Raw genomic sequence first — 12566 nt, 5'->3', positions numbered from 1 at the left:
CATGCAAGAACTATCTGTTGTCATTTCCGGGTTCGATCCATACGAGGGCATCGCGGTCAATCCCGCGCTCATCGTGCCCGACACGCTCGCCGAAGAGGGCATCGCCGTCGACCCCAACGATTTCGAGGACCCGCTGCACGGCGTGGACGTGCGCATCCACGCCGTGCACATGCCGGTCAGCTTCCGCAAGGCGTGGCCGATGCTCAACGAGACGCTCGAACGGGTGCATCCGCACATCGTGATCGCCACTGGCCTCAAGCAGGCCGCGCGCGGCATCCTGCTCGAACGCTGCGCGATCAACCTCAAAGACACCACGCGCCCCGACGCCGACAACGTGATCCCCGGCCACCGCGTGATCGACGCCGATGGCCCGGCCGCCTACTGGACCGGCCTGCCGTTGCGCGCGATCCTCAACGCGTTCGCCGCCGACGACATCCCGGCGTCCCTCAGTTCGGACGCCGGAACATTCGTGTGCAACGCGCTGTTCTACCACCTGCAGGCATGGGCCGCGCGCCAACAGCGGCCGACGATGTGCGGGTTCGTCAACCTGCCGCCCGTCAACGAACAGCCGCACCCGCAGCACGGCCTGCCGCTCGCCCAGCAGATCACCGCCGGGCGTGACGTGGTGCGTGAGGCGGCGCGCTACTACAAGCGGCCGATGGGCCCCGACATCCTGGTTCCGTGACGCGCGCCGGCGCACGCACGGTTATGCTCAATGCGAGTTCGTGGCGTACGCTAAAGTGCAGAGAAGACGCACTCATGCACCAGTCGTGTGTGGGGGAATTGCCAACGAAAGGAAACGACTATGGTGGAGCGGTTCCCGGTCGTGCTGCGAGGGTACGACAAAGAACGCGTGGACGAAGCGATGCTTGCGGCGCAGACCACAATCGACCGGCTGCGCGAGCAGGTCAAGGCCGGAGACGACAACGTGCTGCAGCTGCAGGCCCAGTTGCAGGAAGAGAAGAACCGCAAGGCGAGCACCGACAACACCTTCGCCTCGCTCGGCGCCAACGCGCAGCAGATGCTCGCGTCGGCCGAGCAGACAAGCACGGAGCTGCTCGAGCGCGCCAAGAAAGACGCCGCGTCCGCGCGCGTCGAAGCGCAGTCCCAGTCGCAGACGCTGATCAACAACGCCAAGCTCGACGCTCAGCACCTCGTCGACGACGCGCAGGCCAAGGCGGATACGCTGCTCAAGAACGCGCAGAACGAAGCGCAGACGATCATCACGAGCGCCCAGCAGGAAGCCGCGCAGCTGCGCGCATCCACCGCGAAGACGGTCAAGGAGCAGCGCCAGACGCTCGACCTTGAGCTCACGAACTCGCGCGAAGAACACAACAAGCGCCTCGCATCCGAGCGCGCCACGCAGGAGCGTGAACTGTCCGAGCAGCGCGCCGAGGCCACGGCCACGATCGCGCAGCAGCGCAAGAGCGCGAACGAGGAGATCACGCGTCTCAAAAGCGAGACGAACGACCAGATCGAGGCGGCGCTCGCCGACGCCAACAAGAAGCTCGCCGACGTGCGCGAACAGGTGTCCAAGCTCATGACCGAAGCGCAGCGCAAGGCCGGTGAGATCACCGACGCAGCGAAGGCGCAGGCGCAGGAGATCACCGATTCCGCCGAAGTGAACCGCACGAAGACGATGAGCCAGGTGAACGCGGAGGTGGAGCAGATCCGCGCCGACATCGCCGCCCAGCAGGACGAGGCCACACAGAAGGTTTCCGAACTGCTCGGCCACTTGGAGGAGCGCCGCGCGCAGGCCAAGGAAGAGGCTGAGGCGCAGATTGCCGAAGCCAAGCAGATCCGCGAAGACGCCGACACGTACGCCGCGGACAAACGTAAGGAGGCCGACGAGACGGCCGCTGAAATCGTCGACAAGGCGAGCCGCGAGGCCGCCGCGCAGATCGAGGAGCGCCGCAAGGCCGCGCAGACCGAGCTCGATGGACTGCATAAGCGCATCGGCGAGCTGCAGAGCCGCGAGGCGGACATCACGCAGCGCGTCTCCGAACTGCGTTCGATGTTCGCCAATGCGTTCGCCGGCTTCGGATTCGGCGTGGACAACCAGCACTCCACCGATTCGATGTCGGTCGTCAACGCGTTTGTGGAAAGCGACAACAAAGCGGATGGCGACCAGGACGACGACGTGCTGATCGAAAGCACGGAGGAGCCGGCCCAGCCCGCGGCCACGCCGACCGTGCCGCCGCTCGACGCGCCCGCCGCCGCTGAGCAGGGCACTGCCGAGCAGGACGCCGACGCGCAGGATGACGGCCATGACCAGGCCGCCGAAACCGAAGTGATCGCCGTGGCCCAGGAGAACGACCGTTCGATGGTCTCCGAAGGCGCCCCCGTGTTCGACCAGCGCGACAATCAGGTCGTGGACGACGAAGACGGCACGATCAACGACGACACCCAGTTGTCACACGATCAGTGACCGCACTGCCCACCAGGTCCGGTCCCATGCGCCGCCATGGGGCCGGACCTTTTGCTATGGGTAGTGCTTCCTCGGAGCAATTCCCGTGTCTGATTGTTGGAAAATGGCGGATTGCAGGGGAGATGTGAGCCGGTAGGGCACTACCCGTAGCAGAGAATGCACTCCCCGTAGCGGAAGAACGATGCCGGTGCCAGCTGAGCCACGGGCGCACACGCGCGTCGGGGAGTACCCTTGTGCATTGGTATTGATTCACCACCCATATGCATGGAAAGGAACCCCATTTTGCCTCAGCTCGAACCCCTGTCCGCCAACCGACTCGACACCCTGCGCCACGACTTCGACGCCAACAAGGCCAACCGCATGGCCATGAACGCCGTCACCGCCGCGGGCATCAACAACGTGGCGCGCAACTACGACCGCGCACGCCTGCTGCAGCGCCGGTTCTCGACCGTGGTGGACAACGGCGAAGCCACACATCAGGACCGTTCCGGCCGCTGCTGGCTCTTCAGCTCGCTCAATGTGGCCCGTTTCGTGGCCAAGAAGGCCATGAACCTCAAGGAATTCGAATTCTCGCAGAACTACGCGATGTACTTCGACAAGCTCGAGCGCATCAACTACTTCATGCAGGACATGGCCGGTCTGGTCCGCGCGGGCGAACCGGTCGATTCGCGCCTGTTCCAGCACATGCTGCACGACGTGATGGGCGATGGCGGCCAGTGGACGATGGCCATGAACGTGTACAAGAAGTACGGCGCCGTGCCCAAGAGCCTCTATCCGGAGACCGAATCGTCGAAGAACACCTCGGAGATGAACACACAGCTGCGCCGCCTGCTGCACACCGCCGTCGCGCACATGCAGGCCAACCCGGATGAGATCGACGAGATCATCGCGCGCACGGTCGAGGACGGCCACCGCATGCTCACGATCCACTTGGGCGAGCCGCCGAAGTCGTTCCACTGGGAGTGGACCGACGCCGACGGCGTGTTCCACCGCGACGGCGAGATCACGCCGGTCGAGTTCTGGAACAAGTACGTGGGCGGCGCCGACCTGGAAAGCTACGTGTGCCTCGTCGACGATCCGCGCAAGGAGCATGCGAAGGGCACGAAGATCGGCATTGAGCACTTGGGCAACGTGGCGGGCGGCGACCCGACCGAATACCTCAACGTGCCGATCGAGTTCATGAAGGACTGTGTGCGTGACATCCTCGTGGAACAGGGCATCCCCGTGTGGTTCGGCGCCGACTGCCACCCGATGATGGACCGCCAGGACGGCGCATGGGCCACCGACCTGTTCGAATACGGCGAGGTCTACGATGTGGACTTCGACATGGACAAGGAGCAGCGCGTGCGCTTCGCCGACTCTGCGATGAACCACGCGATGGCGTTCGTGGGCGTGGACGTGGACGACGACGGCACGACGACCCGCCGTTGGCGCGTCGAGAACTCGTGGGGCACGAAGATCGCCGACAAGGGCTACTTCACGATGGCCGACGACTGGTTCGACCAGTACGTGTTCGAGGTGGCAGTGCCGAAGGCCATGCTGCCTGAGGAGTACCGCAAGGCGCTCGACGAGGCCGCCACGATGCTGCCGGCATGGGACCCGATGGGTGCCCTCGCCTAAGCCGATCCCCGCGCGTGGGATTCTGGAACGCCGGTGGTCAAGTCAACTGGGTTGCCTTACACTGGGTATCCGGTTTCGCCGCGCGCGCGGGTCGCGCCGCGGCGCACAGAGCAAGAGGAGAGAAACAATGACAGCACTGCGTGGGCCTGACAGTTCGCAGGACGCACTGCTCGACGAGCGTGCGGTGGTTCCCGAGACCGTGGACGTGAACATACGCCAACTCGACCCGATTCCGGCGCCACGCTATTTCATCAAGGAACTGCCGCTCACCGACGCGATGCGCGACCTCGTGCTCGATTCGCGCAGCCAGATCCGCGACGTGCTCCACGGTCGTGACGACCGCCTGCTCGCAATCGTCGGCCCCTGTTCGATCCACGACCCGAAGGCCGCGCACGAGTATGCCACGCGCCTCGCCGCACTCAACCGCGAGCTGGGTGACCGCCTGCTCATCGTCATGCGCGTCTACTTCGAAAAACCGCGCACCACGATCGGCTGGAAAGGCCTGATCAACGACCCCGACCTCAACGGCCGCTTCGACATCCGCAAAGGCATGTGGCTCGCGCGCAAGGTGCTCACCGACGTGCTCTCGCTCGGCCTGCCCACCGCGACCGAATGGCTCGACCCGATCACCCCGCAGTACCTGTGCGACTTGGTCAGCTGGGGTGCGATCGGCGCGCGCAACACCGAAAGCCAGGTGCACCGCGAGCTCGCGAGCGGCATGAGCATGCCGATCGGCTTCAAGAACGCCACCGACGGCTCGATCAAACCGGCCGCCGACTCCTGCTTCTCCGCCGCCAACGAACACCACTTCCTCTCCATCAATCTGGACGGCCAGGTGATCTCGGCCGAGACGAAAGGCAACCCGGACTGCCACCTCGTGCTGCGCGGTTCGAGCGCCGGTCCCAACTACGACCCTGTCTCGGTGGCGCGTGCCCTTGACGACCTCAAGGCCTCGAAGGCGTCCGGCCCCAGCGACCACGGCCTCATCATCGACGCCGCGCACGGCAACTGCGGCAAAGACGAAGTGGTCGAAGCGCAGGTGGTCGAAGACATCGCCTCGCGTGTGGCCGCTGGCGAACGCGGCATTCTGGGCATCATGATGGAAAGCTTCCTCGTGGCCGGCCATCAGGCCCCGGCCCCGCTCGACCAACTCGTCTACGGGCAGTCGGTCACCGACGCCTGCGTGCCGTGGGACCGCACCGAAGAGGTGCTGCGCGCGCTCGCCGACGCCGTGGCCGCCCGCCGCACCGCCGCCGAGTGACGCAACCGCACAATCCATACCAGTATTGAGGGGGCATCATGCCGCGAATCGTGGTGAGCGGTGTGCCGACGACCGCGAGCCGCCACATCGCCGTCCTTGACGGCATGCGTGCGCTCGCGATCATCGGCGTGATCGGCTACCACACGCGCCCCTCGCTGCTGCCGGGCGGGTTCCTGGGAGTCACGCTGTTCTTTGTGGTCAGCGGGTTCCTGCTCACGCGCAGCATGGTCAACCTGTTTGAACGCTTGCGCTTCTCGTACCCCCACTTCCTGCGCGGGCGTGTGCGCCGCCTCTGGCCGAGCGTGCTCGCCACGATCGCGGGCACGGCGATCCTCGTGTACTGCATGGCGCCGTCACTGCTGCCCAAAGTGCGCGGCGACGCGCTGCCGAGCGCGCTGTTCTACAGCAACTGGTCGTTCATCTTCCGCAAACTCTCGTACTTCCAGGCGGCCGGTCTGCCCTCGCCACTGACGCACCTGTGGTTCACGAGCCTCATCATGCAGTTCTATGTGCTCTGGCCGCTGCTGTTCGTGCTGATCTTCCAACTGTGCCGCTCGCGCGTGGCGCGCGCCGCGCTCATCGGCGCGCTTGCGCTCGCATCGTCGCTCGAGATGCTGCTGTTGTACACGCCCGGGCAAGACACGTCGCGCATCTACTACGGGCTGGACACGCGTGCCGCCGAACTGCTCGTGGGCGCCGCGCTCGCCGTGCTGCTGCACCGGTACGCGGGGCGGCAGGACGACGAGTTCGCGCACGACCCGCCGCGCTGGCAGTTCTTCAGCCACACCGTGCATGTGCACGGGCGCGCGCTGCGCGTCACCGGCAAACAGCTCGTCAATGCGCTCGGCTTCGCGCTGCTCGTGGTGTTCTGCGTCTGCTTCGTCACCGTCGACCCGCAGTCGGCGTGGCTCTACCGCGGCGGCTATCTGCTGTTCGCGCTGCTCGCCGCCGCCATGATCTGGGCCGGCATGCACGCCGGTGTGTTCATGCGCGCGATGGGCGCCAAACTGTGCAGCTACATCGGCTCGCGCTCGTTCTCGCTCTACTTGGTGCACTACCCGCTGCTCATTGCGCTCAACCCGGCCACGCGCACCACGCCGTTGCCATGGTGGGGGCACCTCGGCCAGTTCGCGCTGATCGTGGCTGTGGGCGAAGTCTTCTTCCAGCTCATCGAAGCGATGCGCGGCACACCGTGGCTGCCGTGGCTCACGCGCACCGAACACGATGCCGATCCCGCGCGCGAGACTGCCGGCGAGCGTCTCGGCCGCCGTCTCGCGGCCTCAGGCAACACCGCCGTGCGCGCGCTTGGCACAGCCGGCACGCGCTTCGCCACCCTCACCTCACGCCTGCGCCCGGGCGCCGTGGTGGGCATCGTCGCCGGCGCGCTCGCCGTGCTGGTGCTCATGCTGCCGTTCAACTGGCATGCGATCGCCCATGCGCGCGCCGTGCAGCTGCGCCCCGAACTCGCGCTGACGGCCGAAGAGGCCCGCAAACAGCTGGCCAAGCCCGCGCCGTCGCCCACGCAATCCAACCCCGCGCAGCCGCGCCCCCAGGATACCGCGCAACCGCAGGTGAGCGCGCTCATAGTGCCGAACAACCTCGACCCCTCGCGCTGGCGGTGCGATGCAGCCGCGCAGCAGTGCGGCGCGCGCATGTTGATGATCGGCGATTCGGTCACGGCGGCCGTGGCACAGACCCTGCAACAGCACTTCCCGCAGGCGCATATCGACGGCGCGGTGAGCCGGCAGTTCGCCACCGGCGAGGACCTGCTCGCCCAGTTCCTGGCCGGCGGCGAAGACCCGCAGGTCATCGTCTTCGCGCTCGGCACGAACGGCGCCGCCACGCGCGACCAAGCCGAGCATGTGGTGCAGCTCGCCGCGGGTCGGCCGCTGTATTTCGTCACGGCACTCGCGCCGGTCGAGTGGACCGCCGCGTCGAACGCCACGTTCCAGGAGGTCGCCGCGGCCCACCCCAATGTGGGGATCATCGACTGGTCCGCGCTCGCCACCGCCCACCCCGAGTATCTATACGACGACGGCACACACCCCAACGAATTGGGCACACAGGCGTACGAACAGCAGCTGTATGGCGCGCTGTGTCCGCACAGCTAGTGCGCGGGCCGGTCGCGCCGCCGCACGGTGTTATCGTAGAGGCAGCAATCAGCGAAGGAGGAGCACGGCCCATGGCACACGACCCGCACACGCCGCAGTTCGAGGACCACGCACGCGCCATCGCGCAAGGCAAGCCGCTGACCTATACGCCCGAGCAGCTGCACGCCGTGCACCGGATCGTGGCCGAAGGCGGCAATCCGCTCACCGACATGCACGACCTGCCGCGTTGGGAAGACGAAGTGGGCATCGACCGCATCATCAACCGCCGCGTGATGGAGCTCGACCCGCTGCCCACACCCGCGCAAGTGCTGTCGGAACTGCCGCTCGATGCACGCGCACGCCATATCGTCGCCTCGTCGCGCGACGAGATTCGCGCGTGCCTGTATGGGCAGGACGACCGTCTGCTTGTGCTCGTCGGCCCATGTTCGGTGCACGACCCGGCAGCCGCACTTGACTACGCGCACCGGCTCGAGCGTGTGCGGCGCGAACTGGAGAACGAGCTGCTCATCGTGATGCGCGTCTACTTCGAAAAACCGCGCTCGACGGTGGGTTGGAAAGGCCTGATCAACGACCCGGACATCGACGGCAGCCACAACATCCAAAAGGGACTGTTGCTCGCCCGCAAAACACTGCTCGACGTGCTCGGAGCCGGGCTGGCGGTGGCCACCGAGTTCCTGGAGCCCACGAGCCCGCAGTACATCGCCGACGCGGTGAGCTGGGGCGCAATCGGCGCGCGCAACACCGAAAGCCAGGTGCACCGGCAGCTCGCGAGCGGGCTGTCGATGCCAATCGGCTTCAAGAACGCCACTGATGGCTCGGTCAAGGCCGCGGTCAACGGCTGCTTCGCCGCCGCCCAACCACACACCTTCTTCGGCATCGACCACATGGGCCGCGCATGCGCCGTCGAGACGATCGGCAACCCGGACTGCCATGTCGTGCTGCGCGGGTCGAGCACAGGCCCCAACTACGACGCCGGGTCGGTGGCGCAATCCATGGACGCGATCCGCGCGCAGATGCCCGCCGATTCGGCCGCCGCGCACGGCCTGATCATCGACTGCTCGCACGGCAACTCCGGCAAGGACGACGTGCGCCAGGCGCATGTCGTGCGTGAGATCGCCGGGCGCGTGGCCCAAGGCGAACCCGGCATCACCGGCATCATGATGGAAAGCTTTCTCGAAGGGGGCAACCAGCCGGCCGCGCCGCTCAACCAGCTCGTCTACGGCAAGTCGATCACCGACAAATGCCTCAGCTGGCCCGTCACCGAACAACTGCTGCACGAGCTCGCCGAAGCCGTGCGCACCCGCCGCTGGAACTGACACCCATCAACGAATCGAGGAACCATGCCCCGTAGCATCGCCATCATCACCGCCTTGGAAGAAGAGGCCGCGCACATCGCCGACGTGTGCACGAACGTGCGCGAAGAGCACCGCGCGAGCCTCGCCGTGCTCCATGGCGAACTCACCACGGACGCCGGCGAACCGCTGCACGTCGTCATCGCCGTCGGCGGCATGGGCCTCGTGAACGCGGCCGCCACCACGCAATACCTCATCGACTGCGCCGAACCCGACGCCGTGATCTTCTCCGGCATCGCCGGCAACCTCAACCCCGAACTGCACATCAACGACATCGTGCTCGGCGGCACGCTGCGCTACCTCGACACCGACATGCGCCTCGTGGGCCAGTGGAAGCCCTGCACCGAGGAGTTCCACTCCGACCCGCGCCTCGTCGCGCTCGCCGAAGACGTGTTGAGCGAGATGGGCATCAACCACATCACCGGCATCATCGCGTCGGGCAACTACTTCGTCGACTCGCCCGAACAGACCGAGCGCGTGATCAGCCTCACGCACGCCGACGCCGTGGAGATGGAAGGCGCGGCCGTCGTGCACGTGGCGGCGCGCAACGACGTGCCGGCGCTCGTGATCCGCGCGATGAGCGACAACGCCGACACCGATTACGAGGAGTTCCGCGATTTCGACATCTCCGAATACGCCAACACCGCCGCGAACATCGCCGTCACAATGCTGCGGCGCATGTAGCCGTGGAGTGGGTCTTCGCAGTCGCGGCCGGCGTGCTCGCATGCGCGCTGTGCTCGCTCGTAGCCTACCGCCGCGGCCGGCGCGGAGCCGCGCGCGCGGGTACGGCCGGGCGTGCGCGCACCGGTGACGGCGCGCAACGCCTCGCCCCACTGCTGGATGAGGCGCTCGTCATCGTCGAGGCGCGCCAAGGTGTGTCTTTCGCCGACGAACGGGCCGTGCAAGCGGGCATCGTGGAGCATGGGGCGCTCGCCGTGCCGCAGATCCGCGACGTGGTGAACCTCGTGCTCGCCGACGGCCAGCCGCGCACGCGCGACATCGACTCGCCGCACGGCGCGGACCACGGCCATTGGCGCGTGGCCGTGGGGCAGTTGGACTCCGACCGCTGCGCCGTGCTCGTGGCCGACGCCGGCGCGGACGAACGCTGGCAGTCGATGGCGCGCGATTTCGTGGGCAATGTCTCGCATGAGCTCAAAACACCAATTGGTGCAATCACCTTGCTCGCCGAGACGATCCGCGACGCCCCCGACGACCCGCAATCCGTCTCGTATTTCGCCGAGCGCATCCTCGTGGAATCGCAACGGCTCACCGCCCTGGTGCACAATCTCATCGAACTGGGCCGTTCCGAGCGGCGCGACACCGAGACAAGCGTGTTCGCGGTGACGCCGGCCGTGCGTGAAGCGGCGGAACGCACAGAGGCCGTGGCGCAGGCGCGCGCCGTCAGCCTGCATGTGCGCGAGCGCGTGGCGTCCGGCGCGCCATGTGTGCGGGGGCCCCGCGCCGGATTCGTCACCGCCGTCAAGAACCTCATCGAGAACGCGGTGAACTATTCGCCCGAAGGCAGCACGGTCGTCGTCGACATATCGGCGGATGCCGGCGAGGTGCTCGTGCGCGTCGTCGACCATGGCATCGGCATTCCGGCGGACCAGATTGAGCGTGTGTTCGAACGGTTCTACCGCGTCGACCCGGCGCGCTCGCGCGAAACGGGCGGTACGGGGCTTGGCCTGTCGATCGCGCAACGGTACGTGCAGGCGTGCGGCGGCGCGCTGTGCGTGTGGTCGCATGAGGGGCAGGGGTCGACGTTCACCGTGCGCGTGCCACGCGCGGATACGACAGGGGAGGATTCGCAATGAAAGTGCTTGTCGTGGAGGACGAGGTCTCGTACCGCGCGCCGCTCGTCTACCAGCTCATGCGCGAAGGCTACGAGGTGGAGGCGGCCGCCACCGGCGAGCAGGCGTGGGAGATGTGGCAGGCCGGCGGTTTCGGTTTTGTGCTGCTCGACGTGATGCTGCCGGGCGTCGACGGCGTCACGTTGTGCCGGCGCATGCGCGAGCGCAGCGCCGTGCCCATCATCATGCTCACCGCGAAAGGCGAGGAGAGCGACGTTGTGCTCGGCCTTGAGCTCGGCGCCGACGATTATGTGACCAAACCGTATTCGTTCCGAGCGCTGCTCGCCCGCATGCACGCGGTCGTGCGCCGGCGGGCCGCGGCGCCAGACGCGCCGCCCGCTGAGCCGCCGCGCGAGGTGCCACTCGTGTGCGGGCCTGTGCGCATGCTGCTCGCCTCGCATGAGGTGTATGTGCACGACCGCCCTGTGTTCTTCCCACGCAAGGAGTTTGAGGTGCTCGAACTGCTCGTGCGCAACCAGGGGCGTGTGATGATGCGCCAGCAGATCATCGACCACGTGTGGGGCGCCGACTACACCGGTGACACGAAGACGCTCGACGTGCACATCAAACGCATCCGCGCGAAAATCGAGCCCGATCCGTCCAAACCCCGCATACTCACCACATTGCGCGGCTTGGGCTACAAAATCGACGATCCGGCGCGCGTGTGAAAATTCAACTTCCGTTCACCTAACCGCGCACATGGCCCGCGCGCACCCTATAGACTGTGAAAACGGTGGGGCAGCCATGCCCGCCCGTGCGCGGCGCGCGTCGGGCGGTACGGAGCCCCGGCCGAATCATCATGAACGAAAGGGAAGACTGATGATGCGAACGCAGACACCGCGCCGCTGCATCGCGGCACTGAGCGCGTTGTCACTGACGTGCGCGCTCGCCGCATGCGGGGACAACGTCGATCCCTCCCAGACACCGCAAGCCAACGCCTCGTCGATCTCGGGCAGCTTCGCGGGCGCGGGGGCCTCATCGCAGCAGACCGCTGTGGAAGCGTGGATCGCCGGCTACCAGAAGAGCAATCCCAACGCGAAGATCTCATACAACCCCTCCGGTTCGGGCGCGGGCGTCACCACGTTCCTCACCGGCGCCACCGTGTGGGCCGGGTCGGACAAACCGCTCGACGACGAACAGGTGGAACAGTCCAAGAAGGTGTGCGCGGGGCAGACCGCGTTCGACGTGCCGGTCTACATCTCGCCGCTCGCGATCGTGTTCCGCCTGCGCGGTGTCTCCGACGCCGGCAAGCATGTGAACATGGACGCGGCCACCGTGGCCAAGGTCTTCAACGGCAAGATCACCATGTGGAACGACACGGCGATCGCCAAGCAGAACCCCGACCTCGACCTGCCGGCCACGCCGATCACCGTGGTGCACCGTTCCGACAAATCCGGCACCACCCTCAACTTCGTCGAATACCTCAAGGCGGCCGCGCCGGGCGACTGGCCCCACAAACTTTCCGAGAACTGGCCCAACGACGTGGGGCAGGGCGCCAAAGGCACGTCGGGCGTGATCAGCACGATCGACCAGGCCGACGGCACGATCGGCTATTCGGACTATTCGCAGGCCGGCGGCCTCGGCACCATCTCGATCAAGGTGGGCGACGGCTACACCGACATCTCGGCGGAAGCGGCCTCGAAGGCCGTGGCGAACGCCTCGCTCAGCAGCGAGGCCAAAGGCGAGCACCGCGTGGTGCTCGACATCGACCACACGACCACGGCAGAGGGGGCGTACCCGATCGTGCTCGTCTCCTACGACATCGCATGCCCGGTGTACTCCGACGCCAACACCGCGCGCTTCGCCAAATCATGGTTGGGGTACGTGGTCAGCGACAAGGGGCAGCAAGACGCGATGAGCGCCACCGGTTCGGCGCCGTTGCCCGATAACGTGGCGAAGACCGTGCGGCAGTCGGTCGACGCCATCAACGCAAAGTGAGGCCAG

The 12566-nt window shown here is 66.6% G+C and carries 10 protein-coding genes; all 10 read left to right on the top strand.

The window, feature by feature from the left end:
• The first annotated feature begins 1 nt into the window (after position 1).
• The 10 genes from OU02_RS02135 (at position 2) to pstS (ending at position 12560) form a co-directional block, all read left to right on the top strand.
• Positions 2-685: a pyroglutamyl-peptidase I gene (locus OU02_RS02135; protein WP_033488588.1), complete on the top strand. Its 684-nt coding sequence runs from the start codon at positions 2-4 to the stop codon at positions 683-685.
• A gap of 120 nt (positions 686-805) precedes the next feature.
• Positions 806-2428 (top strand): coiled-coil domain-containing protein, encoded by a 1623-nt coding sequence (locus tag OU02_RS02130; RefSeq protein WP_238552185.1) that lies wholly within the window; start codon positions 806-808, stop codon positions 2426-2428.
• 264 nt (positions 2429-2692) lie between these two features.
• Entirely contained in the window at positions 2693-4048 is a 1356-nt protein-coding gene (locus OU02_RS02125; RefSeq protein ID WP_033488489.1) for a C1 family peptidase, read from the top strand.
• Positions 4049-4175: 127 nt separating this feature from the next.
• The gene (locus tag OU02_RS02120; protein WP_033488488.1) at positions 4176-5309 is read left to right on the top strand and encodes a 3-deoxy-7-phosphoheptulonate synthase; all 1134 of its coding nucleotides are present in this window, start codon (positions 4176-4178) and stop codon (positions 5307-5309) included.
• A gap of 38 nt (positions 5310-5347) precedes the next feature.
• Positions 5348-7420 (top strand): acyltransferase family protein, encoded by a 2073-nt coding sequence (locus OU02_RS02115; protein WP_033488487.1) that lies wholly within the window; start codon positions 5348-5350, stop codon positions 7418-7420.
• A 71-nt stretch (positions 7421-7491) separates the two neighbouring features.
• Positions 7492-8736: a 3-deoxy-7-phosphoheptulonate synthase gene (locus tag OU02_RS02110; RefSeq protein ID WP_033488486.1), complete on the top strand. Its 1245-nt coding sequence runs from the start codon at positions 7492-7494 to the stop codon at positions 8734-8736.
• Positions 8737-8760: 24 nt separating this feature from the next.
• Complete coding sequence (mtnN, locus tag OU02_RS02105) at positions 8761-9456, top strand: 5'-methylthioadenosine/S-adenosylhomocysteine nucleosidase (RefSeq protein WP_033488485.1); 696 nt, start codon at positions 8761-8763, stop codon at positions 9454-9456.
• A gap of 2 nt (positions 9457-9458) precedes the next feature.
• Positions 9459-10586 carry a sensor histidine kinase gene (locus OU02_RS02100; RefSeq protein WP_052110231.1) on the top strand — a complete coding sequence of 376 codons (1128 nt, stop codon included), beginning with the start codon at positions 9459-9461 and terminating at the stop codon, positions 10584-10586.
• On the top strand, positions 10583-11290 hold the full coding sequence (locus tag OU02_RS02095) for a response regulator transcription factor (protein ID WP_033488484.1): 708 nt from the start codon (positions 10583-10585) through the stop codon (positions 11288-11290). Before OU02_RS02100 ends, OU02_RS02095 begins: the two co-directional genes overlap by 4 nt.
• A gap of 154 nt (positions 11291-11444) precedes the next feature.
• Positions 11445-12560: a phosphate ABC transporter substrate-binding protein PstS gene (gene pstS / locus OU02_RS02090; RefSeq protein WP_033488585.1), complete on the top strand. Its 1116-nt coding sequence runs from the start codon at positions 11445-11447 to the stop codon at positions 12558-12560.
• The last annotated feature ends 6 nt before the right edge of the window (positions 12561-12566 follow it).

Origin of the sequence: Bifidobacterium pseudolongum subsp. pseudolongum DSM 20099 (assembly GCF_000771225.1) — a bacterium.
Classification (GTDB): Bacteria; Actinomycetota; Actinomycetes; order Actinomycetales; family Bifidobacteriaceae; genus Bifidobacterium; species Bifidobacterium pseudolongum.
Note: the sequence above shows the minus strand (reverse complement) of the source record. Positions and strands in the feature narration are given on the sequence as shown.

Bases quoted from the DNA above. Each gene is read 5' to 3' on its own strand.
- OU02_RS02135 (WP_033488588.1), top strand. From the start codon at position 2: ATGCAAGAACTATCTGTTGTCATTTCCGGGTTCGATCCATACGAGGGC.
- OU02_RS02130 (WP_238552185.1), top strand. From the start codon at position 806: ATGGTGGAGCGGTTCCCGGTCGTGCTGCGAGGGTACGACAAAGAACGC.
- OU02_RS02125 (WP_033488489.1), top strand. From the start codon at position 2,693: ATGGAAAGGAACCCCATTTTGCCTCAGCTCGAACCCCTGTCCGCCAAC.
- OU02_RS02120 (WP_033488488.1), top strand. From the start codon at position 4,176: ATGACAGCACTGCGTGGGCCTGACAGTTCGCAGGACGCACTGCTCGAC.
- OU02_RS02115 (WP_033488487.1), top strand. From the start codon at position 5,348: ATGCCGCGAATCGTGGTGAGCGGTGTGCCGACGACCGCGAGCCGCCAC.
- OU02_RS02110 (WP_033488486.1), top strand. From the start codon at position 7,492: ATGGCACACGACCCGCACACGCCGCAGTTCGAGGACCACGCACGCGCC.
- mtnN (WP_033488485.1), top strand. From the start codon at position 8,761: ATGCCCCGTAGCATCGCCATCATCACCGCCTTGGAAGAAGAGGCCGCG.
- OU02_RS02095 (WP_033488484.1), top strand. From the start codon at position 10,583: ATGAAAGTGCTTGTCGTGGAGGACGAGGTCTCGTACCGCGCGCCGCTC.
- pstS (WP_033488585.1), top strand. From the start codon at position 11,445: ATGCGAACGCAGACACCGCGCCGCTGCATCGCGGCACTGAGCGCGTTG.